The organism is Glycomyces endophyticus, assembly GCF_039531525.1.
Lineage (GTDB): Bacteria > Actinomycetota > Actinomycetes > Mycobacteriales > Micromonosporaceae > Glycomyces > Glycomyces endophyticus.
Window position 1 is genome coordinate 92,239 of the sequence record NZ_BAAAQF010000007.1, and the last position, 25,229, is coordinate 117,467.

Genomic DNA, 25,229 nt, shown 5'->3' on the forward strand with positions numbered 1-25,229 from the left:
CAATTCAACCCCGTCTACCAGCGCGAACACTGGAAGACGGGGTTTCCTCATGTCCGGCTCCGACCGGTGAAATCCGGCTGGAAACGGCCAATCTGCGGCCCCACAGTGGCCCCGACATTTTACACAAATAGCATTTAGCAGACAAATCAGTCATTTCAAACATGAGGATGCCGCCTCCGGAAGGATGATTCTTCGGCCTGAAGCTGAAGCATCATCAAAGCGCGATCCATGTCCTGCGACGATGCAGAACCTTCGCGATGTCTTTGCGGCACAGCGGATTCGGCGCCTTCCAAATGGCGTGCCAGTTGTTCGGCGGTCGCCTTAGGCATGGTCGGCAGCACCCGGAACGGGTCGATCTCGGCCGCGTGAGCCCTGGCCCATGCGAGCCAGGCTGCGGCCCCCTCCCGGTCCGATGCAGAGACATCAGCGGTCTCGATCTGCTGTTCCAGCACGTCACAGTAGGTGCCGATCGCACGAGCGCGTTCGAACGCCTCCACCTGCCGGTAGAGCGTCTCGCCTCTGAACTGGGACAACGCGCGCGTGTGAGCGTCCGTTTCGGCCTTCTCGCGGGCGCGTTGCCGCTCGGCGGCCTCCTTCGCTTCCACTTCTGCCCGCTCGCCATCCTCCGCCGCGCGGGCGGCGAGGCCCTCCAGGATCTCTGGCAGGCGGTCTTCCAGCGTCCCGGTCTTGCGGTCGGCCCACCGCCACCGGATCCCCGACTTCGCGTGGGGCAGCTCGATCTTGAGCGTCTGCGACTTGATCGGATCGAGCGTCTGCGGGAACTCCTGATCGATGGCGACCTTATAGGAGTACCCCTCGACGACCACCCAGATCCAGCCCTCACGATGCTCCGAGTCCTGGCGTCGCCCGCTATAGTGCAGCTCAGGCTCAGCCGAACGGTCCCGGACCTGCCAGCTACGCTCCTCGGCGGCGGCAGCAAGCGCCTGCAACAGCAGCAGCGACCGGTACCGCAGCTGCTCCGGCATGGTGAGCTTCCCGGCATCATCGCGAAGCTGCGCTACGACCGGGTGCAGTCGGTCCAGCCGCTGCGGTACCGGCACCGGCGCCAGGGCCGCGGCGCGCTTGCGGCCCGCATTGGGATGGACACCGGCCACAAGCGCGATCGTCAAGTCGCCGCGTCCGGACCCGGTGCACTCGATGAACTCGCCCTCAGGCTCCAACCCGTACCGCTTCGCATAATGAACGGTCTTGCGCCAGTGCCCGCGCTCAGACTCATCCGGACTGGCGACGACAACCCGGCGCTCCCGAACCAGGCTCTTGACCAGCGCCAGCGCGTCCCGGCGACGAGCCCCAGAAGCGGCAGGACGCGTTCCCGCGCTCGGCCCCGGACTCAACTCCGCATCCGCGTCGAGCATGCGCCGCTGCTGCTTCGGCGGCAGTCCAGACTCGGATGCCGACGGTGCACCGTGGTGCTGTGCGCTGCCCCGATCGAGGAGGTCCCGGCCGGCCTCAGTGATCGTCGCCTGCCACTTCCCATCGGCCCTGCGAACCTTCACCAGGCCACGGGACGCAAGCGCCTTAGCTGTGATCCGCAGAGGCTCGCGGTCCTTCCCGCTGAGATCATCCCCATCCCCGATCAACCGCAGCGTCGAGCGCTGGTGTTCGTTCAGGAGCAGTGTCGTTTGTGCGTTCAACAGAGTCCTCCTACTCGCAGGAGCGCAGGTTCACCCATGCTTGCAGAGCGGTATCTCCTCAAACCTCCTTTCGCGCCGTCCGCGTGTCGCCCTTAAAGACACAGGAGATTTTGCTCGGACCGGTCCGATTGTCAGCCAAACGAAAGCCCGTCCGCCAGCGGTGGAGAACTCAGCCCTGGGGAGTAATCGGCACCAAGATCCGGTCTCGAGCCACCACTACGCCGTCCTTGATGGCGTAGCACTCGACGTAGTGGTCTCCACGGAAGGCGGACCGCTCATGTCGTGTCCGGTCCTGGCTCGATGCGATGATCTGGCCGCGTATGTCGTCGCGGCGCTCTGCTTCGAAACCTCGGTTGAGGACCTTCCACTTCAACTGGAACGGTTGAGGCACGTCGCAGTCCTGGACGGTGAAGTCGAGTTCCTTCTGCGGCAGGAGCGGCAAGCGGCTCTTTCGCATCGCACTGAGCTGCTGCGGCCTGAATCCGTTCTGGGTGACCCTGCAGTCGATCCTGAGGCTGTAGCGGATGTCGACAGGGAAGTAGTCCTCGATGAACTCCTCGGTGTCCTTGAACGAGCGGGCGTCCTGCGAAGCCTGGATAGACTTCGCGCTGGGCACCGGCCGCCCGAACACGGCCTTCCACTTCTGGTTCACCGCAGACTTGCCCTCGGCCTCGATCGCCTCCAGACACAGCTTGTACGCCTTCTTCGCCCGCCGCTGGAACGGCCGCTTCACATAGACGCGCTGGCCGCTGCCCAGCGCTGCGTAGTATTCGTGATCCTCCTCCTCCGACAAGAACTCGAAGAAATCCCGGACAATGAGGTCGTAGCTCGACGTCTTGGCCTTCTCGTACTCAGTGGCGTCCTTGAAGAAGTTGTAGGCCAGCGTGTCCATCAGGAGGCCGCCCATCACGACACCGTGCGAGTTCTTCCACGCGCGCGCCATCCTGCACAGGTTGCGCAGGTTCCCTGATGTCTCTCGGTCACGGATCTGCATGGCTTCGATCTCGGCGCGCGGTTTAGTCGTCCGCCACCGCTTCAGATGGGTGTCGGGGTGGGAGAACGATCGATCCTTGTTCTCGAAGACCGGCTGCACCTCGAACTTGAAGTCCGTGAACTGGACGACCACGATGCACTGATCAACACGCACTTCCGTCCTCGGGTACCGGTCCTTAAGCGTCCTTCGCACCCGCCTCAGAAGCCGTTCAGGGCCGGCCTCATCCTTGTAGTCGCCCCGGATCGAGGCGGGCAGGAAGAACAGAAGGTCGAGGTCGGAGATCCCCCGGGTTGCGGTGAAACGGCCGAAGGACCCGACCATCAACCGGTACGAGACCACACCATCGGCTGAGCGGAACTCCTTGTTCAGCGCCTTCACGATCTCGTCGCGCCGATCGGCGATGGCTTTGGAGTTGTCGACTTTCAGGTTCTCCAGCAGGCCGTCGAAGATCTCACTGGTCTCCACTTCGGTTCCTTTCCCCGGTGCTGCGGAGTTCGACGGGCAGCAGCAGATCGATCTCTCTCGTGGAGAAGGTCAGGTCCTCTCGCTCCTTCAGCGCCTCCTGCGCGCGTAAGTAGGCCTTGCCCGTCGTCCGAGGAGCGTCGCTGTAGATCGCGAACGCCTCCTCCTGAAGCCCGTCCCGTGCTGCCCGAGCGGCTTCGAGCGGTATCGACTTCGACTGGATGTCGACGATCAGCGACTGGTAGGACTCGCGCAGATTCCACATCTTGGCGGCCGTCTCCCGGTGCCGCTGCGTCTCTTCACCAAAGTTGAAGGTCTTGCTTCCCAGGTTCAGGGCAGTGACCGCCAATGCGATGAACGAAGTGACCAGCGCGCTCCACGACTGGTCCAGTACCAGCCCGAGCAGTGAGGCCAAGAACGTCCCAGAGCTGACCACCGTCAACCCCACCAGGAACCACTGCTGCCTCCGATGCTTCTGGAAGCACAAGTCGGCCTGCTTCTCGTGCGTCTTGTGCGTATAGGCCACACGGCCGTACGCCTCACGCACCTGCGCGAGCAACAGATCGTTCACGCCGCTGGTCCCAGCAGAATCTGTGCTGCCCACGCCAACCTCCGCTTCTATCGCTGAAAGTCACCCGCGTCAGATCGGAGCCTGCACGACTTGAGATAGACGACTCACCAGGCCGAATTCCGATCGCCTTTCGAACAGCATGAACCTGCGGTATGACAAAGCACCCTTTCGCGGGAACCGCACGAGTGGTGCCTGCCCGGGTATGTCCGATGACTTCAGAAGCGGCACTTGGAAAGTCCACGCCGCAAGACTCCCCGGATCTCCCCCGTTCGAGTGAGGTGATTGTCGGCCGCGGCACGTGCGAGCGCTGGTCGATGGAATCGACCCCGGATTCAGCCGGATGCGGGTTGTCGCGCAGGTCGGGACGAAGTTCCCCGTTCCGGCCGGGACGCCGCTGCTACGGTCGGATCGAGACCGGCGCTCGCCGGTGATCTGCCGGAGAGGGGTGGCCGTGATGGAGGAGCGAGTACCGATCGAGCTGGACTCGAAGGTCGCGATGGGCCTGCTCACGCACGCCGAATACGGACGGGTCGCGTTCGTCTCCGGCGGGGCGCCGGTGATTCGGCCGCTCAACCATGTGGTGTTCGAGGGCCGGATCATCGTGTACACGCAGCATGTGTCGGCCTTCGCTGAGGCGGTGCGTGCGCAGCCGGGTCTGGCGGTGGCGTATCAGGCCGACGAGATCGAGGCGCACAGCCACATCGGCTGGAGCGTCCTGGTCGACGGCACCGCTACCGACATCACCGGCGAGCCCGGTGCCGAACTGCTCGGCAAGCGCGTCCAGTCCTGGATCGACCGTCCCCTCGACGCGGTCATCGCCATTCAACCGGCCGCGGTCACCGGCCTGCGGATGACGATCAAGTAGGACGCCGTATCGGTGACCACCGGCATCGGCTCAGGGGACCTTCGTCTCTGATCTCCGACCGCTGCGGCGGCGAGACTGGAGGCCGAGAGGAAGGAGCGGGCCATGTCGAACCGCAACCAGGAGAACGGGATCGTCGTCGGTGTGGACGGGTCGCCCTCGTCGCACCGGGCGCTGGAATGGGCGCTGGCGCACGCCGCCGCAGCAGGGTTGGTGGTGACGGCCGTGCAGGCGTGGCAGATCCCCATGAACTACGGCACCGCGGCCATGATCCTGCCCGCGCAGGAGTTCGCCGAGGAGGCCCGCCGCAGCCTGGAGAAGACCGTCGAAGAGGCCGCCGCAGAGTTCCCGACGGTGCACGTCGAGCGCGTCGTCAGGGAGGGGCACCCCGCGAAGGTCCTGCTCGAGGTCGCCGACGGGGCCCGGATGCTCGTGGTCGGTTCGCGGGGGCACGGCGGCTTCGTCGGCGCGGTGATCGGCTCGGTGAGCCAGTACTGCGTCACGCACGCGCACTGCCCGGTCCTGGTCTTCCGCGGCGCCGCGTGAGACAGGGATCGGTGACGGGGCGGCGCGTGCCGCCCCGTTTTCGTATCGTCTGGAATGGAGGTCCGTGATGCGAGTGGCTGTGTTCAGTACCAAGCCCTACGACGAGAGGTTCCTGCAAGAGGCGAACCGTGAACGCGTGCACGAACTGTTGTTCCTGGAGCCGCGACTCAGCCGTGACACCGCGGTGCTGGCCGAAGGCAGCGAAGCGGTGTGCGCGTTCGTCAACGACGACCTCGGCACCGATGTGCTGGTCGAGCTCGCCAGGCGCGGGGTGCGGTTCGCGGCGCTGCGCTCGGCCGGGTTCAACCATGTGGACCTGCGCGCGGCGGCCGCGCTGGGAGTCGCGGTGGCCCGCGTGCCGGACTACTCGCCGCATGCGGTCGCGGAGCACTGCGCGGCCCTGATCATGGCGCTCAACCGCAAGACCCACCGCGCCTACAACCGGGTCCGCGAGCACAACTTCGCGCTCACCGGGCTGCTCGGGTTCGACCTGCACGGCCGCACGGTCGGCGTGGTCGGGACGGGAAAGATCGGGGTGTGCTTCGCGCGGATCATGGCCGGGTTCGGATGCCGTGTGCTCGCGTACGACCTCTATCCGAGCGAGGCGGCCCGTGCCGCCGGCGTGGAGTACACGGGGCTGGAGGATCTGCTGACGATCGCGGACATCGTCTCGCTGCACTGCCCGCTCACCCCCGAGACGCACCATCTCATCGATGCCGAGCGGATCGCGCTCATGCGGCCTGGCGTGATGCTGGTGAACACCAGCCGCGGGGCGCTGGTGGACACCGCGGCGGTGATCGAGGGGCTCAAGTCCGGTCGGATCGGGCACCTGGGGCTGGACGTGTACGAGGAGGAGGCGGGGCTGTTCTTCGAGGACCTCTCCGACCAGGTGATCGGCGACGACGTGTTCGACCGGCTCAGCTCGTTCCCGAACGTCCTCATCACCGGGCACCAGGCGTTCTTCACCGTCGAGGCGATCGAGGCGATCGCGGCCACGACGATCGCGAACCTGACCGCGTTCGAATTCGGCGGCGCCGGCCTCCACCCGGTCGTGCACGGCCTGGATTGAGGGCAGCCCGAAGGGGCGGGCGCGCAGGCCCGCCCCTCGTGCTCGGCTACAGCTCGAGCGGCCTGCCGGGGCGCCAGTCGGCGACGGCGGGGTGGTCGGTGCCGTGGGCGCGGGTGTGCTCGCGGCAGACCTGGCGGGCGTCCCACATCTCCTGCCGCAGGCCCGCGGTGTTCTGGCCCAGGCCCGGGACGCGGTCGATGACGTCGATGACGAGGGTGAACCGGTCGAGGTCGTTGAGCATGACCATGTCGAACGGCGTGGTCGTGGTGCCCTCCTCCTTGTAGCCGCGCACGTGGAGGTGCGCGTGGCCGGCGCGGCGGTAGGTGAGCCGGTGGATCAGCCACGGGTAGCCGTGGAACGCGAAGATCACCGGCTTGTCGGTGGTGAACAGCGCGTCGTACTGCCGGTCGGGCAGGCCGTGCGGGTGCTCGGTGTCGGGCTCGAGCCGCATGAGGTCGACGACGTTGACCACCCGGACCTTCAGGTGCGGCAGGTGGCGGCGCAGGAGGTCGGCCGCGGCGACGGTCTCCAGTGTGGGGACGTCGCCGGCGCAGGCGAGGACCACGTCCGGCTCGGTGCCGCCGTCGGTCGAGGCCCACTCCCAGATGCCCAGGCCCCGTTCGCAGTGGCGCACCGCCTCGTCCATCGTCAGCCACGCCGGGGCGGGCTGCTTCCCGGCGACGACGACGTTGACGTACTGCCGCGAGCGCAGGCAGTGGTCCATGGTGGACAGGAGGGTGTTGGCGTCCGGCGGCAGGTAGACGCGGACGACCTCGGCCTTCTTGTTGACGACGTGGTCGATGAACCCGGGGTCTTGGTGGGAGAACCCGTTGTGGTCTTGGCGCCACACGTGGCTCGACAGCAGGTAGTTGAGCGAGGCGATCGGGCGCCGCCACGGGATCGCGTTGGTGGTCTTGAGCCACTTGGCGTGCTGGTTGAACATGGAGTCGACCAGGTGGATGAACGCCTCGTAGCTGGTGAACAGGCCGTGCCGGCCGGTCAGGAGGTACCCCTCGAGCCAGCCCTGGCACAGGTGCTCCGACAGCACCTCCATGACGCGGCCGTCGGGCGCGAGGTGGTCGTCGCCGGGTTCGATCGAGGCGTTCCAGGCCCGGTCGGTGACCTCGAAGGCGGCGCCGAGCCGGTTGGAGGCGACCTCGTCGGGGCCGAAGAGGCGGAACCGGTCGGGGTTGGCGGCGATGACGTCGCGCACCCACTCGCCCAGGACCCGGGTGGCCTCGGCGTCCGTGCCGCCCGGCCGGTCGACGTCGACGGCGTAGTCGCGGAAGTCGGGGAGGATGAGGTCGCGCAGGAGCATGCCGCCGTTGGCGTGCGGGTTGGCGCTCATGCGCCGGTCGCCGCGCGGCGCGGCCGTCCGCAGTTCGGGCGCCGGGGCGCCGGTGGCGTCGAAGAGCTCCTCGGGCCGGTACGAGCGCAGCCACTGCTCCAGGGCGGCGAGCTGGGCGGGGTCGGTGCGGACGGCCCCGAGCGGGACCTGGTGGGAGCGCCAGGTGCCCTCGACCGGCTTCCCGTCGAGCTCGGCCGGGCCGGTCCAGCCCTTCGGGGTGCGCAGGACGATCATGGGCCAGCGGGGCCGCCCGGTCGCCGAACCGGAGCGGGCCTCGTCCTGGATCGCCCTGATGCGGTCGACCGCCGCGTCGAGGGTGCCGGCGAGGAGCTGGTGGACGGTGTCGGGGTCGTCGCCTTCGACCAGGTGCGGCTCGTACCCGAAGCCGCGCATCATCGCGAGCAGGTCATCGCGCGGGATGCGGTCCAGGACCGTGGGGTTGGCGATCTTGTAGCCGTTGAGGTTGAGGATCGGCAGGACCGCGCCGTCGCGGGCGGGGTTGAGGAACACGTTCGACAGCCATGAGGCGGCCAGGGGCCCGGTTTCGGCCTCGCCGTCGCCGATGACGCAGGCGACGAGGAGGTCGGGGTTGTCGAATGCGGCGCCATAGGCGTGCATGAGGGCGTAGCCGAGTTCGCCGCCTTCGTGGATGGAGCCGGGGACCTCGGGTGCGGCGTGGGAGGGGACGCCGCCGGGGAAGGAGAACTGGCGGAACAGGCGGGCCATGCCGGCCTCGTCGCGCCCGATGGAGGGGTGGTGCTCGGTGTAGGTGCCCTCCAGCCAGGTGTTGGCGAGCATCGCGGGTCCGCCGTGGCCGGGGCCGGCGATGTAGATCGCGTCCAGGGCGCGTTCGGTGATGATCCGGTTCAGGTGGGCGTAGACGAGGTTGAGCGCCGGACTGGTGCCCCAGTGGCCCAGCAGGCGCGGCTTGAGGTGCTCCGGTCGCAGGGGTTCGCGGAGCAGGGGGTTGTCGAGCAGGTAGATCTGCCCGGCGGTGAGGTAGTTCGCGGCCCGCCAGTAGGCGTCGAGCTGCCGCAGCCGCGCCTCGGTCAGCGGCCGGGAGAGTGCGGTGTCCATCTGTGGTCCTCGCGTTCGCGGTGGATTCGGCTGCCTCCAGCCTCATCCCGGCAGGTGGTTCCGCGGGAGGGACGGAGGTCCCCGGTTCCCGGGTCCAAGGCACTCGGATCTGTTGCGCTGCCGCCTGATCTCGATACGATGAGCCGATGGTGTCCCCGCCGCGCCCCGCGTACACCCCCGGACCGCCCGAGCCGCGCACGCCGATCGACCAGTTGCTCAGTGAGCTCGCCTCGCGGGTCGACGAGATCGTGCTCGACCGCGAGCGGCTGCGGGCCCTGCTGGACGCCGTCATCTCGATCGGATCGGATCTGGAGCTGGCCGCGATCCTCGACCGGATCGTCGCGGCGGCGCTCAAGCTCGTGGACGCCCGGTACGGCGCGATGGGCGTCCTCGACGGCGCGGGCGGTCTGGCGGACTTCCGCACCCAGGGGCTCTCGCGAGAGGAGATCGAGGCGCTCGGCGACCCGCCGACGGGCCGCGGGATCCTCGGCCACATCATCGACCATCCCGAGCCGCTGCGCCTGATCGACCTGTCGGCGCACCCGGCCTCGGTCGGGTTCCCGCCCGGGCACCCGCCGATGCGGACGTTCCTGGGCGTGCCGGTCACGGTGGGGGACAAGGCGTGGGGGAACCTCTACCTGACCGACAAGCGCGGCGGGGAGCTGTTCACCGAGGACGACGAGGCGCTCATCCAGGCCCTGGCGGCCGCGGCCGGCGTGGCGATCGACAACGCGCGGCTGTACACCGAACTCGCGGCCTCCCAGGCCGAGCGCGAGCGGCTGGTGGTCTTCCGCGATCGCGACAGGATCGGCCGCGACCTGCACGACCTGGTCATCCAGCGGCTCTTCGCGACCGGACTCGCCCTGCAGTCCATCGTGCACCTCGTGGACGCGCCGGACGCGGCTGCGCGGATCAACTCGGCGGTCGACGAGATCGACGGGTCGATCGCGGACCTGCGGGCGGCGATCTTCAGCCTCCACACCGACACCGACCAGGTGTTCTCCCAGACCGTGCGCGGCTTGTGCGGAGTGGTTCGCCACCATCTCGGCTTCGCACCGGAGGTTGGATTCACAGGTCCGGTGGACGAGGACGTGCCCGAGCGGGTGCGCATCGAGGTGCTGGCGATGCTGCGTGAGGCGCTCTCCAACGCCGCCCGTCATGCCAGCGCGACGAGCGTCGCGGTGTCCCTCACGGTGCAGAGGGGGGTGCTGCGGATGCTGGTGACCGACGACGGGCGCGGCATTCCGCCGCAGGCACCACGCCGCGGCCTGGCGAACCTCGCCGCGCGGACCGCCTCGCTCGGCGGCGAATTCGACATCGACTCGGTCGAGCCGTCCGGAACCGAGCTGCGATGGAGCATCCCGCTGGAGCGACAGGTCAACTGAAGACGCGGGAAGCGAGGACCGCGGCCTGGGTGCGCCGCTCCAGGCCCAGTTTGGCGAGGACGCGCGTGACGTAGTTCTTCACGGTCTTCTCGGCCAGGTGCATCCGCTCGGCGATCTGCCGGTTCGTCAGTCCTTCGCCGATGAGTTCGAGGATGCGCTGCTCCTGCTCCGAGAGCGACTCCAGCTCGCTCGCCTTGGGCGGGCCCGAGCGCAGGCGCTGCATGACCGCACCGGTCACGCGCGCATCCAGCAGTGAGCCGCCGGCGGCGAGGGTGCGGACGGCCTCGATGAGGTCGTTGCCGCGCACCTGTTTGAGCAGGAACCCGGCCGCGCCCGCCTCGATCGCGGTGAACAACGTCGCATCATCCTCATAGGAGGTGAGGATGACGACCGCGACGTCCGGGTCCTGTTCCTTGATCATGCGGCAGACCTCGACGCCGTTCCCGTCCGGCAGTTGCGCATCCAGCACCGCCACCTGCGGGCGCGCGGCGGGCAGGCGCCGCATCGCCTCGGCCACGTCCGACGCCTCGCCGACCACCTCGATGTCGCCGTCCCGTTCGAGGAGATCGCACAGCCCCCGCCTGACCACCTCGTGGTCGTCCAGCAGGAACACCCTGATCGTTGCAGTATCCATCCTTCGAGTATGGGCGCCTTCGCGCCAGCGGTCACCATGCCGAAGTCCGCTCTGCCGGGGACCTTCGTCCCCGGCCCGAGCAGGGACCGAAGGCCCGCCCCGGCCCGCCGTTCGGCACTGACCCCGCTCCTGCTTCGCGGCACACGATCGAGGCGGGGCCGACCGCCGGCCCCGCCGCGAACCGCAAGGAGCCTGTCATGGCACTCCGACCGCCCCCGGCCGTCGACGCACTCGACGCCGACGGCCGCATCGTCCGCCTCCGTCCGGTCGTCCCCGCCGACCTCCAGCCGCTCCTGGCGCTGCACGAAGGCTGCCCGCCGGCCGACCTGCGCTACCGGTTCTTCGGCTCCGGCCGCGGCATCCTCGGCATCGAGGCCAAGCGCCTGGCCGCCCTCAACGACACCGGCACGCGGCATCGCGCTCATCGTCGAATCCGACGCCGCCCCGGTCGCCGCGGCTTCCTTCCAGTGCCTGCCCGACCAGCCCGAGAAGGCCGAATTCGGCGTCCTCGTCGTCCCCGGCCACCAGCACCGGGGCCTGGGCACCCTCCTGCTCGAACACCTCGCACTCGCCGCCGCGGCCGGCGGCGTCAAGGAGCTCTCGGGCCAGGTCCTGGGCGGCAACTACAAGATGCTGCGCCTGGCCAGACGCCTCGCCCCGGACGCGCCGATGCCCTACGCCGACGGCGTGGTCGACGTCGTCCTCACCGCCGACCTCGACAGCACCTTCGCCGACGAGGTCGCCGAGCGCGAACGGGCCGCCGAGCGCATGTCCCTGCGCCCCCTGCTCGACCCGGTCTCGGTCGCCATTGTCGGTGCAAGCCGCACCGGCCGCGGCGTCGGCGCCGAGATCCTCGCCTCCATCGTCGAGGGCGACTTCGCCGGCGCGGTCTACCCCGTCCACCCCGAGGCCGACACGCTCGCCGGAGTCGAGGCGTACCCGTCCTTCGCCCAACTGCCGCAACCGGTCGACCTGGTCGTCATCGCCGTCCCCGCCCCGCACGTCGCCGACGTCCTGCGCGAGGCCGGCGCCGCGGGCGCGCTCGCCGCCGTCATCGTCACGGCCGGATTCGCCGAGACCGGTGACGCTGCGGCGCAGCGGGAGCTGGTGCGCATCGCCCGCGACCACGACATGCGCCTGGTCGGGCCCAACTGCCTCGGCGTCGTCAACACCGCCCGCTCGGTGCGCCTCCAGGCCAGCTTCGCCCTCGACGCGCCCGAACCCGGGGGCCTGTCCCTGGCCTCCCAGTCCGGGGCGGTCGGCATCGCCGCGCTCGCCCACGCCACCCGCACGGGCCTGGGCGTCCACTCGTTCGTCTTCCTGGGCAACAAGGCCGACGTCTCCGGCAACGACCTCCTCGCCTACTGGTACGACGACCCCGGCACGAAAGCCGTTGCGCTGTATCTCGAGTCGTTCGGGAACCCGCGCAAGTTCGCGCGCATCGCGCGGGCCGTGGCCCGCCGCAAGCCGGTCCTGGCCGTCAAGGGCGGCCGCTCCGAACCCGGGCGCCGGGCCGGACTCTCGCACACCGCCGCCGCGGCCACCTCTGACACCGCCGTCGACGCGCTCTTCGCCCAAGCCGGAGTGATCCGCTGCGACACCCTCGAACAGCTCCTCGACACCGCGCGCGTCCTGGTCGACCAGCCGCTTCCGCACGGCCACCGCCTCGGCGTGGTCGGCAACGCCGGCGGCGCGGGCGTCCTGGCCGCCGACGCCGCCTCCCGCGCCGGCCTCGCCCTCCTCGACCTGGGCGAGCGCGCCCGCGGACGCCTGGCCTGCGCCGCGTCCGCCGCCAACCCCGTCGACCTCGGCGCCGCGGCCGACCCCGGCGCGTTCGCCGAAGCCCTGGACGCGGCGGGCACCAGCGGAGCGGTGGACGCGCTCGTCGCGGTGTTCGCGGCCACCGGCACGAGCGACGTCGAGGGCACCCTCGCCGCGATCGGCGACGCCCTCGACGCCATGCCCGGACTCCCGGCCGCCGCCGTGGTCATGGGCCTGGCCGATCCGCCGACCGTGTTGGGCGCCAGACAGGTCCCGGTGTTCGCGTTCCCCGAGTCCGCGGTCGCGGCCCTGGGCAGGGCCGCCGACTACGCCGCCTGGCGCACCCGCCCCCTCGGGGCCCGCCCCGACCTGCCCGGCATCGACCGGGCCGGGGCCCGCGCCCTCGTCGACCGGCTCCTGGAGCACGGGGACGGCTGGCAGACCGCCGCCGACGCCGCTGCGATCCTGGCCTGCTACGACATCCAGCTCACGCCCGCGATCCGCGTCGCCTCCAAGGGCGAGGCCGTCGCCGCGGCCCGCGCCCTGGGCTACCCCGTCGCCGTCAAAGCCGACGACCCGCGCCTGATCCACAAGACCGGCACCGGGACCATCCACCTCGGACTCACCGACGCCCACGAGGTCCGGATCGCCTACGCCGAGGTCGCTGCCCGCGTCAGCGGCGACGAAAGCGCTGCCGTGGTGGTGCAGCCGATGCTCGACGCCGGTGTCGAACTCGCCGCCGGCATCGTCCATGACCCCCTCTTCGGGTCCCTGGTCATGGCCGGCCTCGGCGGCACCGCCACCGACATCATGGACGACAAGCAGTTCCGGCTGCTGCCGGTCACCGACGCGGACGCCGTCTCGATGTGGCGGTCGCTGCGGTCCCTGCCGCTGTTGGAGGGGTACCGGGGCTCGCGCCCGGTCGATACCGAGGCGCTCACCGACCTGCTGGTGCGGCTCGGCCGCCTCGCCGAGGACCTGCCCGAGATCGCCGAACTCGACCTCAACCCGGTCATGCCCGTCCGCTACGGGGTCCAGGCGGTCGACCTGAAAATGCGGCTCGCCCGCGTCGGAGACGAGCCCGACCCCGTCGCCCGCCGCCTCCGCTGAATCCCGCCGCCGTCGGGACCTTCGGCCCGGCGGCGGCGGCGCTTCGTCACTGTCCGGAGCCGCCGCGAAGCGATGGGATGGAAGCACCAGCCATCCTTTCGGGAGGAACCATGCGCACGCGGCCTCGCGTCGTCATCGCCGGCGGCGGCTTCGCCGGCCTCGAGACGGCCTTCACCCTCCGCTCCCGCCTCGGCGATCGCGTCGATCTGCGGCTCATCGCGAACGAGCACGACTTCCTGTTCCGCCCCAACACGATCTATCTGCCCTTCGGCGGCGACGAGGCGAAACTCCACGTCCCGCTCACTGACGCCGCCGTGCGCCGCGGCGTCGACCTCGTCCGCGCCTCGCTCAAGCGGGTCGACACCGACCTGCACCTGGTCGAACTCGACGACGGCACCATCGAGCATTACGACTACCTCGTCCTGGCCACCGGCGCGGCGATGCGGCCCGAAGAGGTCCCAGGGCTCGCCGAGCACGCCCGCACCATCTGGACCCCCGGACAGATGCACGACCTCGGCGACGACCTCGAACGCCTCCATCTCGCGGCCGCCGACGGCGAAGTCCGCCACGTCCTCTTCGCCGTCCCGCCGGGCAACAAGTGCGCCGGGCCCCTCTACGAGATCGCGTTCATGCTCGAGACCTGGCTGCGCCGCCGCCACCTGCGCGACCTCGTGTGCCTCACCTTCACCACGTATGAACATCAGTTCATCCAGGCGTTCGGACCCGGCGTCCACCACGTCGTCGCCGACGAGTTCGCCGACCGCGGCGTCAACGGCTACACCGACCAGGCCCTCACCCGCGTCGAGGACGGCATCGCCCACTACGCCAACGGCACCGCCCGCACCTTCGACCTGCTCGTGGCCTTCCCGCCCTACCGGGCCGCCGTCGACTACCCCGGCCTGCCCACCGACGACCGCGGGTTCCTCCTCACCGAACCCGACACCCGCCGCGTCCAGGGCACCGCGAACGTCTACGCGCCCGGCGACGCCGGCGACTTCCCCGTCAAACAGGCGTTCCTCGCCTTCCTCCAGGCCGACGCCGTCGCCGACGACATCGCCGCCCGCATCGACCCCGCCGCCGTCCCGGCGCCGCGCCGCTTCGCGCCGGTGAGCATGTGCGTCATGGAGATGCTCGACAAGGCCGCCTTTGCGCAAGTCCCGCTCCAGACCACCGGCGACCCCGCCGCACCCGTGCGGGTGGACCCCGACGCCGAGGAGGACTACCTCGTGGGTGTCTCCCCGATCTGGCGCCTGGGCAAGAAGGCCCTCGGCTACTACCTGCCCCACCAGTTCGCCGCCGGACGGCCCTTCCACGGCGGACTGGCCTGGCACGCCATGGAGCTGGGCCTCAAAGGCATGTCCAAGACCCTCGCGGACCAGGTCCGCGAGTGACCCTCTCGGCGGGGCCGGCGCTCATCGAGCACCGGCTCCGCCGCAGCGATGAAGGAGGACCAGATGCGAGCCGTAGTGGTGTACGAATCCATGTTCGGCAACACGAAACAGGTCGCCGAAGCCGTGGCCGCAGGCATCGCCGAGACGATGCCGGTCGACCTGTTCGAGGTCGGCCGGGCGCCGACGGCACTCAAACCCGATGTGGGCCTAGTCGTGATCGGCGCGCCCACACACGCTTTCAGCCTCAGCCGCCCCGCCACCCGGGACGAGGCGGCCAAACGCGCTCCCGCAGGGCTCGTCTCTCCTGGAATCGGAGCCCGCGAATGGCTCGGCGACCTCGACATCGCGCCCGGTACGCCGACCGCGGCGTTCTGTACCCGCGTTAAGGTCGTGTTCGCCGGGTCCGCGGCCAAAGCCGCGGCACGGCTGCTGCGCAAGGCGCGCTGCACACTCGCCGCCCCGCCCAAGGACTTCACCGTCGTCGGCACGCCCGGACCGCTCGCCCCCGGCGAGCTCGAACGCGCCCGCCGCTGGGCCGGGCGCCTCGCCCGCGCCGCCGCCTGCGTCCCCGAATGAACCACGACGGAAGCGGGCCGCGACCGGAAGGTCGCGGCCCGCTCGACACGGCCGGGCTACTTGAGCCAGGGGTACCCCCGGACCAGACCGGTCCGGCCCCAGCTCCTGCCGAACCCGAGCGTGTCCTCCGCGCGGGCCAGCGCCAGCCCGATCAAGAGGCCCGCGTAGACCAGGTGGTCGTCCATGAACGGGTTGTTCTCCGGCCACAGCGCAGCCGACCACATGAGCACCAGCAGCAGCGCGCCCGCGGCCGCGGCGATCCGCATCCCGACTCCCAGCACCAGCGCGAACCCGATACCGGCCAGGCCGATCATGAACAGCCAGTCGGCGAACGCCGACCCGGCCATGCCCTGGTAGAACTCCGCGAGCGGACCCTTCGTGGCGAAGGCCAGAAAGCCCTCGGTCGGGCTGCCGCCGTTGATCCAGGACGCGTCCCGCTCGGTGGCGAACCCGAGCCCGAACGTCTTGTCCAGGAAGGCCCACAGGAAGACCCATCCCAGAGCGATGCGCAGTCCGCCCCACACGTAGTCGACGGCCCGGTGCCCTGCCGTGCTCGGAGCGACGGCGGAAGCGGTTGCGGGAGAGGTGGTCATCGCGACTCCAATCGGTGTCCCACCGAGCCCATTGCCCGGTGACACCTATAGAAAACCGCAGATCAACCCTGGCATGGAGAGACCAGAAGCCTTGACTTATCAGGACGAAAGTCCCACCGGACATGGCTCACCTCATTGGAGGTGGTGTGCCTGCAAATGGTGGAGGTGAAGGGAGCGAACTCGTGGCTGCAAGGGGCAAGGCGAACTCGGACTTGGAGTGAGTTCGCAGGCCAGCCAGTTTCTGGGTGACTGGAGTGGGCGTCCGCCCGAGAAGCGGAAGGTCGCCGGTTCGACCCCGGCCCTGGCCACCATCACCACCAGGCATATCAACCCCGTTTACCAGCACGAACACTGGAAGGCGGGGTTTCCTCATGTCCGGCCCCCGTCCGGCTGGACCAGGTGAGATCGGGCCCGCCGCACTGTTCCGCCGTTTCGTGACCTGGCGGTCGATTTCTTGGGACAGTGAGTCATCGTCGGGACCGTCCCGGTCCCGATCCTGGCATGAGGGGGGCGCCATGTCGTTCTGGGATTTCTTCTGGCTGCTGCTGATCTGGCTGCCGCTGGTGATGATGTGGGCGTTCGCGCTGCTCGACATCTTCCGCCGGGACGATCTCAAGGGCTGGCTCAAGGCACTGTGGATCGTGGTCGTGATCCTGCTGCCGTTCTTGGGCACGCTCGTCTACCTGATCGCCCGCCCGGCCGGGGCGACCGCCGCCGAGCGGGCGGCCATCGACGCCGGCAGCCGCGAGTTCGTCGCACGGTACGCCCCGGACAACACCGCCGAGCAGCTCCGCGTGCTCGCCGACCTGCACGACCGGGGCAAACTCACCGACGAGGAGTTCCAAGCCGAGAAGACCCGGGTCCTCGGGGCGCCGTCGGCCGCGTGAGCGGGTGAGTTCCACGGGGGCGGGCGCCGCGCGGCGCCCGCCCCCGCACCGGTCAGGAGGCGACCATGCGTTCCGCTATCGATCTGGGCAACCTGTTCTCGCAGTCCTCCGTCACGGTCGGCCACGTGATCGTGGCACTGCTCATGGCCGCGGCGACCTGGCTGCTGTGGCGCCTGAGCCGCAAGGGCGCCACCCGGCTCCTCGGGAGGCTCAGCGGCATCTCCGAGCAGGCGAAGTCCGTCACCGCCCGCGCGGTCGGGTACGCGGTGCTGCTCGTGGGCATCGCCTCGGCGCTGGCGGTGCTCGGCGTGACCATACAGCCGCTGGTGGCCGTGTGCCTCATCCTGCTGGCCGTGCTCGCGCTGGTCCTGCGGGGGACGGCCGACAACTTCGCGGCCGGCGTCGTGATCCAGACGCGCCAGCCGATCCGCATCGGCGACCTGGTCGAGGTCGCGGGATGCAGGGGTTTCGTCAAGGAGGTCAACGGGCGGGCGGTCATCCTGCTGTCGCCGGACGGGCGCACCGTCCACATCCCCAACGGCGAGACGCTGTCGAACCCGATCGTGAACTTCACCGCCGGGGGCGTCCTGCGCGGGGAGGCCGAGGTGCGGACCGCCCGGGCGTTCCCCACGGACCGCCTCCTGTCGCTGCTCTGCGAGGCGGCCCGCGGCGTCCCCGCGGTGGCGGACCGCCCCGAACCGGAGGCGTTCCTGCGCTCGGCCGCGCCCGACCGGTGCACGGTGCTGCTGCGCTACTGGTACCGCTGGGACATGGAGCTGGAGGCCGGATCGCAGGTGGTGTCGGCCGTCGCCGCCGTGCTGGAGCGGGACGGCCTGCCCGCCGTGGTCGTCACGCCGCCGCCCCGCCAGCCGCTGACGCCCCCTGCGGCACTGTGACCGAAAGACGTGCACACGAGAGCGCCCCGGCCGACCGGCCGGGGCGCTGCTCTTCGGTGGACTCGACGCGTCAGGGAGTGACGATGTCGAAGTCGGGGTCGCCGGGGTCGAGGACGGCGGCGAGGCGCTGCAGGACCTCTGCGTCGCCGGTGATCTCGACGCCCTGGGCCGCGAGATGCTCCTGCCCGAGCCCGCCGAGGACCACCGACGGGAGCGCCTTCGCCGGTGCGCTCACGGTGGCGTCGGCGTCGCCGGGCTGCGCGGCCCTGGTGTAGGTGAGGCAGCCGTTCGACAGGCGCAGTCGGTACCGGTCGCCGGTGTCGGTCAGCGCCACGTCGATCGTCAACCGCTCGTCCCACGCCTTCGGGCCGTTCACCTGGATGGCGAGGGCGTCGAAGAGCAGTTCGGGCGTGAGCTGGCCGAGGATGTCGTGCGAGGCCGTGGCGGTCGGCGTGCCGAAGTTCCCCTCGCGCAGCTCGGTGGCGCCCGACAGGAAGAAGTTGCGCCAGGTGCCGTTCTCGGACCCGTACCCGAGCTGCTCGTACGTGTCGGCGAGCAGGTCGCGCGCGTCGGCGTGGTTCGGCTCGGCGAACACCACGTGGTTGAGGACCTCGGCGGCCCACCGGTAGTCGCCCGCGGCGAACGCGATCTGCGCGGCGTCGACGGCGTTCTCCGCCCCGCCCGCCAGGTCGACGTAGCGCTTGGCCCGCTCGACGGGGGTGTGCTGCCACAGGTTCGCGGGGTTGCCGTCGAACCATCCGAGGTAGCGCTGGTAGATCGCCTTCACGTTGTGGCTCAAGGAGCCGTAGTAGCCGTGCGAGGACCAGGTGCGCTCCAGCGCCGGCGGCAGGACGAGCTCTTCGGCGATCTCGGGGCCGGTCAGCCCCTGGTTGAGCAGGCGCAGGGTCTGGTCGTGGACGTAGCCGTAGAGGTCCCGCTGGGAGGCGAGGAATGCGACGGCGCGCTCGTTCCCCCAGGTCGGCCAGTGGTGGGAGGCGAAGACGACGTCGAGGTCGGCGCCGAACAGGTCGATGGTCTCGGTCAGGTACTTCGACCAGCCGTGCGGGTCGCGCACGACCGCGCCGCGCAGGGTCAGGAGGTTGTGGAAGGTGTGGGTGGCGTCCTCGGCCGCGCACAGCGCCTTGAAGTCCGGGAAGTAGATGAGCATCTCGGAGGGCGCCTCGGTGTCGGGCGCCATCTGGAAGACCATGCGCACCCCGTCCACGACGGCCTCCTGGCCGGTGGTGGTGATCTCGTCGGTGGGGACGATGAGGGTGACGGTGCCGGTCGAGGTGGTCTGGCCCAGTCCCGCGCCGACGGCGCCCTGCGGACCGCGGCTGAGGGCGGCGCCGTACATGTACCCGGCGCGCCGGGCCATCGCGGTGCCGGCGTAGACGTTCTCGGCGACGGCGTGCTCGACGAACCCCTCGGGTGCGAAGACCTTGACGGTGCCGGAGTCGACGTCGTCCTGAGTGGTGACGCCTTTGACGCCGCCGAAGTGGTCGACGTGGCTGTGGGTGTAGACCACGGCCCTGACGGGCCGGTCGCCGCGGTGCTCGCGGTAGAGCGCGAGGGCGGCCGCGGCGGTCTCGGTGGAGATGAGCGGGTCGATGACGACCACGCCTTCGTCGCCTTCGATGAAGGAGATGTTCGACAGGTCCATGCCGCGGACCTGGTAGATCCCTTCGACGACTTCGAAGAGCCCGGCGGCGGCGTTGAGCCTGGACTGCCGCCACAGGCTCGGGTTCACCGTGTCGGGGGCGTCGCCGTCGAGGAACGCGTAGGTGTCGTTGTCCCACACCACCCGCCCGTCGTCGGCGGTGACCGCCCCGGGCTCACGCCGAGCGATCAGGCCGCGGGCGGCGTCGTCGAAGTCGGCGGTGTCGTCGAAGGGCCCTGCTGCGAGGGTGTCGCGCTGCTGCGCGGCGATGGACGCTGAGGCGGGCTTTGGCTCGGTCATGCCGCTCATCGTCGCACCGGGTCACCGCCCGTGCACCGGAATCGGTCAAGGGTCCGACGGCGGCGGGGCGGCGGCGAGGCGCCGCTCCTCCCCGAGGAGGTAGGCGGCGTGGACCGAGGACATGACGCCCCCGCCGTCGCCGAGGAGCGCGCCTTCGAGCCGGCCGGCGAAGCGGCCGTGTTCGAGGCGGCGGCGCAGCGGTTCGGGGACGCCGCAGACGATGACGGTGACGCCGTTGCCCTCCCAGCGGTCCAGGAGCCGGTCGAGGGATTTCAGGAACGTGGCCGAGGGGATGCCCGCGGAGCCGCGCAGGGAGATCACCAGGGCGGCGTTCCGGGCGCCGGTGGTGTCGGGCCACTCCTCCTCGAGGCGATTGACCTCCGCGAAGAACCCGGAGCCGAGGTAGTGGAGGACGGTGGTGCGGTCGCCGGGCAGCACGGCCGGCGCTTCGGCGACGCGGAAGTCGCCGTCGTCGAGGGGCACGAGCTCGACGAGCCGCCCGCGCTTGCCGGCCTGCACCGTGTACAGCACCATGGACAGTCCGACGCCGATGAAGATCGCCTGCTGGAGCGGCAGCTGGGTGGTCGCGGCGAAGGTGGCGGCCATGGCCAGGGTCGAGAGCCAAGACGTGCGCGCCACCAGGCGGATGTCGCCCAGGCGCGAGACGACCAGCTCGGCGCCGATGACCAGGAGCAGGCCGCCGATCACCGCCATCGGGATCGCCCCGGCGAGCGGCCCGAGGACGAGCACGAGGACGATCAGCCAGGCCCCGGCGAAGATCCCCGCCCAGCGCGTGCGCGCCCCGCCGCTGGTGGCGACGCCCGTGCGCGACAGCGAGCCGCCGGTGGGCAGCGCCCCGAACAGGCCCCCGGCGAGGTTGGCGGCGCCTTGTGCGGTGAAGTCGCGCGAGGCGTCCGACCGGGAGCCGTCCGGATTCGGGACGGCGGCGCCGATCCCGGCCGCCTGCGCCAGCGCGATGAGGGCGATGGCGAGCCCGCCGTAGACGAGATGGGGCAGCGCGGACGCGTCGGGCAGCGTGAACGGCGGCAGCGAGCGGCTGATCGAGGCGATGTCGTCGACGCGCTCCACACCGGTGCCCAGGACGGCGACGGCGACCGTGACGGCGAGGAGCGCGATCAGGGTCGCCGACGCGCGCAGGCGCTTGAACGGGCGCACGACCGCCCAGACGGCGATGGTGGCGGCGGCGACGGCCACCGTCGGGCCGTCCCAGTCGCCCACGTGCCACAGCGCTTCGGCGAGCTTCCTGACGGTGTTCGACGACTCGGGCGCGTACCCGGTCGCGTCCTCGACGACTCCGGCGAGGATCTGCACCGCGATGCCCGCGGTGAACCCGGTCATCACCGCCGTGGAGACATAGGACATCGCCGAGCCGAGCCTGAGCAGCCCGAGGAGGACCATCCAGGCGCCGACCACGAGCGTCAGTGCCGCGACCGCGCCCGCGTCGCCGGGATCGAGCCCGGCCTCGGCGAGGATCCCCCCGGCCGACAGGGCGATCGCGCTGGTGAGGGTGGTGACCATGAGGACGGTGCGGGACAGGATCGAGCCGATGATCGTGGGGACCGCGCCCGACCACAGCCCCAGCGGAGCGGCGAACCCGCCGACCGTCGCGTACGCCATGCCCTCGGGGATCGAGAACAGGCCGGTCGCGAACCCGGCGACCGCGTCGCGCACCGTCGGCCGGGGGCGCCGCCGCGCCGCCGCCTCGGCGGCGGTTTCGTCCACCTCGGCCATCGGAGCACCTCCGCGCGCAGCGGACCCGCGTCGTCGCTGGTCCTCGCCCGGACGGTACACGGCCCCGGGCCGGCCGGTGCGGGGTTCGGGGTCAGTCGCAGGCGACGTGGAGGAGGGCGATCACGGCGTCGCCGGTGTCGACGGTGTCGAGCTTGACCTGGCAGCCGCCCGCGTCGCCGTTGTAGGAGATGCGGTGCGAGGTCAGGTCGCCGGTGGTGAGGTCGGCGTCGGGGTAGCGTTCGCCGGTGGACGCGAGCTCGGCCATGGCCTCGATGTCCGCGAGCGCCGCCTCGTCCTCGACATGGAAGACCGCGTGGACTCCGTACATCCCCCACGGGTTGTAGAGCGGCGCGAGGAGCCGGGTCCCCTCGGGGACGCGCCCGAGCACCTCTCCCGTACCGAAGAAGGGGACGTCGGTGCCCGGGCCGAGTTCGTCGCCGGCGGTCTGCGGCAGGTCGTAGCCCGATTCGCCTTGGGGCGCTTCGAAGTCGATCCAGTCGTCGCGGATGGGGTCGAGGGAGGTCCAGGCGCCGATCTCCAGTTCCAGGAAGGGGAACGGGTCCTCCCTGTCGGGCTGCTCGATCCCGACGAAGTGCGCGGTGACCTTGGTCAGGCCGTCGTCGGCGACGCCGTACAGGCGGCACGTGAAGCCGTGGTTGACGCGCAGGCGATCGCGGACTTCGCCGGGCGGCACACCACCGGGAAGCTCGTGGTGCGCCTCTGAGCACGGGTCGAGGGGCCGACCGGTGTGGTCGGCCCCTTCGATCGGGGTGGGGTGGTGGTGTGGGTTAGGCGTCGAGGGCGTGGGTGATCTTGCGGGCCATGTCGGCGAGGGTGGGGGAGGGTTCGCCCTTGTGGGCGCGGTTGGCGGCGTCGATGACCACGGCGATGGTGGTGCGGAAGTTCTCGGCCTCGGCCGCATCGTGCGCCTGGAGGATCTGGACGGAGGCGGTGAGGGCGGGGAGGACCTGGTCGGCGATGTCGGCGGCGTTCTTGCCCTTGATGTTGGCGGCTTTGGGGTGGTCGGCGATGGCGTGGCCGACGGCGCCGGTGGCGGCGTTGAGGGCGAGGGCGGCGTCGGTGGCGACCTTGTGGGCGGAGCCGGCGATGCCGGCGAAGGACAGGAGGGTGACGGTGCCCCAGGCGGCGGTGGCGATGGTGGTCTGGTCGGCGGTGGAGAGGGCGGCGGTCATGGTGGTGCTCCTTCAAGCAATTCGTGTGTGTCTCGGCGGTTCGCCTCGATGCAGCAACTATCGAGGGCCGCCCTGACACGCCACTGACACCACACTGACGCGATGGATCTCAGCCGCGGAGGTCGGCGACCTCCTGGCGGTAGTCGCCGAACGCGGCCGCGACGGCGGCCTTGTCGAGCCCGTACCGCTCCAGCGTCGACGAGTGGGCCCTGCCGCGGGCGGGGTCGTCGAGGATCGTGTTGAGCCCGTTGCGGTCCGAGGCGGTCCACTCGGCGCCGACGCGTTCGAACAGGAGCGGGACGAACTCGTGCGGGTACCCGGTGAACCGGTGGTGGTTGACGTCGGCGACCGCGCCCTCGGGCAGGGCCCGCCGGAGCTTGCGGCCGCGCTCGACGAGGTCGGCGAGGGCCGGCAGCCACACGCTGCCGATCTCGACGGGGTCGATGTCCTTGCAGTGCAGGGCGGTGAGCCGCTCGGCGACGGCGCAGAACGAGGGGACGGCGAACACCGGGTCGCGGTGGGTCCACACGAACACGGCGTCGGGGAAGACCTGCCGCACGACGTCGAGGTGCGCGAGGTCCCAGGGGGAGCGGAGGATCCACCGCCGCGGGCGCTCACCGTACTGGAGCACCTGCAGGACCTGCTTGAGGTGCTCGTAGTCGCCGGCGGCGTCGGCGCGGTCGAGCCGGAACCGGTACTCGTCGGGCAGCGGCGCGCAGGCGAGCGGGGCGAGCGTGCGCGACATGACCTCGGCGGACTCCTCGGGCCGATCGGCCCGGAGGGGGCGGACCGCGTCGTAGTCGGGCGCGAGGCGCCGCAGGGCCGCGAGCTGGCGTTCGACGGCGGCGCGGCTGCGGCCGGCGTCGTCGAGGCCGGTGCGCTGGAGCTCCCACAGGGTCGGGCCGCGGTGGCCGGGGGAGGCTGCGAGGACGCGGTGCGCGAGGGCGGCCGCCGACCGCGGCAGGCCCACGATGAACACCGGCCGCTCGACCGGCGCCTCGCCGACGAGGGGGTTGCGGGCGTGGATCCACTTGACGCGCAGGCGGTTCTCGAACTTCTGCTGGGCGGACCGGAGCTGGATCGTCCAGCCCAGCGGGGTCAGCTCGGGGACGGTGGCGAGGCACTGGAGGAGGAACCCGAGGTCCTCGGCGAACGCCCAGTCGCCCGCGTCCGGTTCGATGTCGGCGGCGTCGAGGGTCGCGCGGATGCGCTCCCGCCAGGCCGCGAGCGCCTCGGCGGGGTCGCGGCGGGCCCGCGAGGTCCGGCCGAGGGCGGCGTTGAGCACCATTCGTCGCATGGGGCGTCCTAACGACACAACGTCCTAAAAGGAATGGATTGTCACTCCCAATCGGCACAATATTACCGATGGGCTCCTATCCTGTACAGACCCGGTCTCAGGGGTTCGAACCGTCGCCCCTCGTCTAGAAGTCCCCTTTAGACTCGTGACGGTCCGGATTGGAACCAATCTGCTTGGGAGCGTTGAACATCGCTCGCCGCCCTCCGCGCAGTAGCGCGCGCAAGGGGTGCTAACCTGGTCGCAGACTTGTCTTCGAGGGGTACGGGCCCTGACCGGCGCTTGCGCCGGTCAGGGCCCGTTTTTTCGCCCGTCGCCTTCCGGCGCTTCACGACAGCCGGTCGAGCAGGCCTGCGACGGCGTCGGCGATGGCCTCCGGGGCGTCCTCGGGGGCGTGGTGGCCGACGTCCTCGCCGATGCTGCGCACCTCCAGGTTCCGCGAGCGCTCCGCCGCCCACGCGACGATTGCAGGGGAGCCGAGCCCGTAGGGGCTGGCGGTGAGCAGCAGCTTCGGGGTCTCGGCGGTGGCGAGCCAGTCGCCGTAGGCGTCGAAGCGGGCCGCGGTCTCGGCCGGCTCGAACGGCCCGCCGACCTCGGCGAGCGGGATCTGCCTGGGCCAGGCCAGGAGCGGCCGGCGCGAGGCCGGGTCGGGGTAGGGCTTGCGGTAGACGGCCAGGTCCTCGTCGGAGATGCCGCCGTTGGTGGCGCGCAGCGCGGTCTCGATGAACCAGTTCTCCTCCAGCGCCATCCGCTCGCCCTCGCCGGGCGTGCGCAGGGCCCGGAAGAACCCGACGGCCCCGGCCGGGTACTCCTCCCAGGTCATCGGCCGCAGGAAGGTCTCCATGACGACGACGCCGCGGATGCGGTCGGGATGTCTTGCGGCCCAGTCGAGGGCGAGCGCGCCGCCCCAGTCGTAGCCGACCAGGACGGGCCGGTCGGCGCCGACCGCGTCGAGGAACGCCTCGAGGTGCGCGGCGTGCTCGGCGAAGGTGTACTCGATGTCGGGCCGGCCGGACTCGCCCATCCCGACGAGGTCGGGGGCGACGACGCGGACGCGGTCGGCGAGGCGCGGGATCACGTGGCGCCAGATGTGCGAGGAGGTCGGGTTGCCGTGCAGCAGCACGACGGTGGTGTCGCCTGCGCCGGCCTCGGTGTAAGCCAGGCGGGTGCCGAGGACGGGAACGGTCTGCATGGGAGTGCCTTTCGGGTGGGC

Annotated in this window: 21 protein-coding genes, 1 tRNA gene and 1 pseudogene; 11 read left to right on the plus strand and 12 right to left on the minus strand. The window is 70.6% G+C overall.

Annotated elements, in window-relative coordinates:
• Positions 1–155: 155 nt before the first annotated feature.
• The 3 genes from ABD419_RS11775 to ABD419_RS11785 form a co-directional block, all read right to left on the minus strand.
• The gene (locus ABD419_RS11775) at positions 156–1,655 is read right to left on the minus strand and encodes a hypothetical protein (RefSeq protein ID WP_344486340.1); all 1,500 of its coding nucleotides are present in this window, start codon (positions 1,653–1,655) and stop codon (positions 156–158) included.
• Between the two features lie 169 nt (positions 1,656–1,824).
• Positions 1,825–3,114 (minus strand): nucleotide-binding domain-containing protein, encoded by a 1,290-nt coding sequence (locus tag ABD419_RS11780; RefSeq protein WP_344486344.1) that lies wholly within the window; start codon positions 3,112–3,114, stop codon positions 1,825–1,827.
• Entirely contained in the window at positions 3,101–3,682 is a 582-nt protein-coding gene (locus tag ABD419_RS11785; RefSeq protein ID WP_344486347.1) for an SLATT domain-containing protein, read from the minus strand. Before ABD419_RS11785 ends, ABD419_RS11780 begins: the two co-directional genes overlap by 14 nt.
• Before the next feature lie 298 nt (positions 3,683–3,980).
• Between ABD419_RS11785 and ABD419_RS11790 the strand changes: the two genes are divergently transcribed.
• The 3 genes from ABD419_RS11790 to ABD419_RS11800 all read left to right on the plus strand — a co-directional run bounded on the left by ABD419_RS11790 (position 3,981) and on the right by ABD419_RS11800 (position 6,159).
• On the plus strand, positions 3,981–4,547 hold the full coding sequence (locus ABD419_RS11790) for a pyridoxamine 5'-phosphate oxidase family protein (RefSeq protein ID WP_344486350.1): 567 nt from the start codon (positions 3,981–3,983) through the stop codon (positions 4,545–4,547).
• 102 nt (positions 4,548–4,649) lie between these two features.
• Entirely contained in the window at positions 4,650–5,090 is a 441-nt protein-coding gene (locus ABD419_RS11795) for a universal stress protein (RefSeq protein WP_344486353.1), read from the plus strand.
• Positions 5,091–5,157: 67 nt separating this feature from the next.
• Positions 5,158–6,159 (plus strand): 2-hydroxyacid dehydrogenase, encoded by a 1,002-nt coding sequence (locus tag ABD419_RS11800; RefSeq protein ID WP_344486356.1) that lies wholly within the window; start codon positions 5,158–5,160, stop codon positions 6,157–6,159.
• A 46-nt stretch (positions 6,160–6,205) separates the two neighbouring features.
• Here ABD419_RS11800 and ABD419_RS11805 read toward each other — a convergent pair whose 3' ends face one another.
• The gene (locus ABD419_RS11805; protein WP_344486359.1) at positions 6,206–8,584 is read right to left on the minus strand and encodes a phosphoketolase family protein; all 2,379 of its coding nucleotides are present in this window, start codon (positions 8,582–8,584) and stop codon (positions 6,206–6,208) included.
• A 146-nt stretch (positions 8,585–8,730) separates the two neighbouring features.
• Here ABD419_RS11805 and ABD419_RS11810 point away from each other — a divergent pair, with 146 nt between their 5' ends.
• Positions 8,731–9,969, plus strand: a complete 1,239-nt coding sequence (locus tag ABD419_RS11810) for a GAF domain-containing sensor histidine kinase (protein WP_344486362.1) — start codon at positions 8,731–8,733, stop codon at positions 9,967–9,969.
• Here the strand turns inward: ABD419_RS11810 and ABD419_RS11815 are convergent.
• Positions 9,962–10,603: a response regulator gene (locus ABD419_RS11815; RefSeq protein WP_344486365.1), complete on the minus strand. Its 642-nt coding sequence runs from the start codon at positions 10,601–10,603 to the stop codon at positions 9,962–9,964. The genes ABD419_RS11810 and ABD419_RS11815 overlap by 8 nt on opposite strands.
• Positions 10,604–10,639: 36 nt before the next feature.
• Here ABD419_RS11815 and ABD419_RS11820 point away from each other — a divergent pair.
• The 4 genes and pseudogenes from ABD419_RS11820 to ABD419_RS11835 form a co-directional block, all read left to right on the plus strand.
• Positions 10,640–11,194, plus strand: a pseudogene (locus ABD419_RS11820) (GNAT family N-acetyltransferase); the annotation flags it as partial.
• A gap of 39 nt (positions 11,195–11,233) precedes the next feature.
• A complete protein-coding gene (locus ABD419_RS11825) occupies positions 11,234–13,474 on the plus strand; it encodes an acetate--CoA ligase family protein (RefSeq protein WP_344486627.1) in 2,241 nt (746 codons plus the stop codon).
• A 110-nt stretch (positions 13,475–13,584) separates the two neighbouring features.
• The gene (locus tag ABD419_RS11830) at positions 13,585–14,865 is read left to right on the plus strand and encodes an NAD(P)/FAD-dependent oxidoreductase (RefSeq protein ID WP_344486368.1); all 1,281 of its coding nucleotides are present in this window, start codon (positions 13,585–13,587) and stop codon (positions 14,863–14,865) included.
• A gap of 63 nt (positions 14,866–14,928) precedes the next feature.
• Positions 14,929–15,441, plus strand: a complete 513-nt coding sequence (locus ABD419_RS11835; protein ID WP_344486371.1) for a flavodoxin family protein — start codon at positions 14,929–14,931, stop codon at positions 15,439–15,441.
• 56 nt (positions 15,442–15,497) lie between these two features.
• On the opposite strand, the gene ABD419_RS11840 is transcribed toward ABD419_RS11835, so the two are convergent.
• Complete coding sequence (locus tag ABD419_RS11840) at positions 15,498–16,034, minus strand: hypothetical protein (RefSeq protein ID WP_344486373.1); 537 nt, start codon at positions 16,032–16,034, stop codon at positions 15,498–15,500.
• Positions 16,035–16,262: 228 nt separating this feature from the next.
• On the opposite strand from ABD419_RS11840, the gene ABD419_RS11845 reads away from it, so the two are divergent.
• The 3 genes from ABD419_RS11845 (at position 16,263) to ABD419_RS11855 (ending at position 17,817) form a co-directional block, all read left to right on the plus strand.
• Positions 16,263–16,345, plus strand: a tRNA-Leu gene (locus ABD419_RS11845).
• Positions 16,346–16,549: 204 nt separating this feature from the next.
• Positions 16,550–16,921: an SHOCT domain-containing protein gene (locus tag ABD419_RS11850; RefSeq protein ID WP_344486375.1), complete on the plus strand. Its 372-nt coding sequence runs from the start codon at positions 16,550–16,552 to the stop codon at positions 16,919–16,921.
• A gap of 65 nt (positions 16,922–16,986) precedes the next feature.
• Positions 16,987–17,817 carry a mechanosensitive ion channel family protein gene (locus ABD419_RS11855; protein WP_344486378.1) on the plus strand — a complete coding sequence of 277 codons (831 nt, stop codon included), beginning with the start codon at positions 16,987–16,989 and terminating at the stop codon, positions 17,815–17,817.
• Between the two features lie 70 nt (positions 17,818–17,887).
• Here the strand turns inward: ABD419_RS11855 and ABD419_RS11860 are convergent, their stop codons facing one another.
• The 6 genes from ABD419_RS11860 to ABD419_RS11885 form a co-directional block, all read right to left on the minus strand.
• On the minus strand, positions 17,888–19,777 hold the full coding sequence (locus ABD419_RS11860) for an alkyl/aryl-sulfatase (RefSeq protein ID WP_344486381.1): 1,890 nt from the start codon (positions 19,775–19,777) through the stop codon (positions 17,888–17,890).
• 45 nt (positions 19,778–19,822) lie between these two features.
• Positions 19,823–21,529 carry a SulP family inorganic anion transporter gene (locus ABD419_RS11865; protein WP_344486384.1) on the minus strand — a complete coding sequence of 569 codons (1,707 nt, stop codon included), beginning with the start codon at positions 21,527–21,529 and terminating at the stop codon, positions 19,823–19,825.
• 91 nt (positions 21,530–21,620) lie between these two features.
• Entirely contained in the window at positions 21,621–22,223 is a 603-nt protein-coding gene (locus ABD419_RS11870) for a hypothetical protein (protein ID WP_344486387.1), read from the minus strand.
• A 94-nt stretch (positions 22,224–22,317) separates the two neighbouring features.
• Positions 22,318–22,722 carry a hypothetical protein gene (locus ABD419_RS11875; RefSeq protein WP_344486390.1) on the minus strand — a complete coding sequence of 135 codons (405 nt, stop codon included), beginning with the start codon at positions 22,720–22,722 and terminating at the stop codon, positions 22,318–22,320.
• 109 nt (positions 22,723–22,831) lie between these two features.
• A complete protein-coding gene (locus ABD419_RS11880; RefSeq protein WP_344486393.1) occupies positions 22,832–24,019 on the minus strand; it encodes a sulfotransferase family protein in 1,188 nt (395 codons plus the stop codon).
• Positions 24,020–24,344: 325 nt separating this feature from the next.
• Positions 24,345–25,208 (minus strand): haloalkane dehalogenase, encoded by an 864-nt coding sequence (locus ABD419_RS11885; protein ID WP_344486396.1) that lies wholly within the window; start codon positions 25,206–25,208, stop codon positions 24,345–24,347.
• Positions 25,209–25,229 lie beyond the last annotated feature (21 nt).

Coding starts and splice junctions, on each gene's coding strand:
- ABD419_RS11855 (WP_344486378.1), top strand. CDS start 16,987: ATGCGTTCCGCTATCGATCTGGGCAACCTGTTCTCGCAGTCCTCCGTC.
- ABD419_RS11865 (WP_344486384.1), bottom strand. CDS start 21,529: ATGGCCGAGGTGGACGAAACCGCCGCCGAGGCGGCGGCGCGGCGGCGC.
- ABD419_RS11830 (WP_344486368.1), top strand. CDS start 13,585: ATGCGCACGCGGCCTCGCGTCGTCATCGCCGGCGGCGGCTTCGCCGGC.
- ABD419_RS11815 (WP_344486365.1), bottom strand. CDS start 10,603: ATGGATACTGCAACGATCAGGGTGTTCCTGCTGGACGACCACGAGGTG.
- ABD419_RS11825 (WP_344486627.1), top strand. CDS start 11,234: ATGCTGCGCCTGGCCAGACGCCTCGCCCCGGACGCGCCGATGCCCTAC.
- ABD419_RS11850 (WP_344486375.1), top strand. CDS start 16,550: ATGTCGTTCTGGGATTTCTTCTGGCTGCTGCTGATCTGGCTGCCGCTG.
- ABD419_RS11880 (WP_344486393.1), bottom strand. CDS start 24,019: ATGCGACGAATGGTGCTCAACGCCGCCCTCGGCCGGACCTCGCGGGCC.
- ABD419_RS11860 (WP_344486381.1), bottom strand. CDS start 19,777: ATGACCGAGCCAAAGCCCGCCTCAGCGTCCATCGCCGCGCAGCAGCGC.
- ABD419_RS11885 (WP_344486396.1), bottom strand. CDS start 25,208: ATGCAGACCGTTCCCGTCCTCGGCACCCGCCTGGCTTACACCGAGGCC.
- ABD419_RS11840 (WP_344486373.1), bottom strand. CDS start 16,034: ATGACCACCTCTCCCGCAACCGCTTCCGCCGTCGCTCCGAGCACGGCA.
- ABD419_RS11810 (WP_344486362.1), top strand. CDS start 8,731: ATGGTGTCCCCGCCGCGCCCCGCGTACACCCCCGGACCGCCCGAGCCG.
- ABD419_RS11835 (WP_344486371.1), top strand. CDS start 14,929: ATGCGAGCCGTAGTGGTGTACGAATCCATGTTCGGCAACACGAAACAG.
- ABD419_RS11795 (WP_344486353.1), top strand. CDS start 4,650: ATGTCGAACCGCAACCAGGAGAACGGGATCGTCGTCGGTGTGGACGGG.
- ABD419_RS11800 (WP_344486356.1), top strand. CDS start 5,158: ATGCGAGTGGCTGTGTTCAGTACCAAGCCCTACGACGAGAGGTTCCTG.
- ABD419_RS11875 (WP_344486390.1), bottom strand. CDS start 22,722: ATGACCGCCGCCCTCTCCACCGCCGACCAGACCACCATCGCCACCGCC.
- ABD419_RS11805 (WP_344486359.1), bottom strand. CDS start 8,584: ATGGACACCGCACTCTCCCGGCCGCTGACCGAGGCGCGGCTGCGGCAG.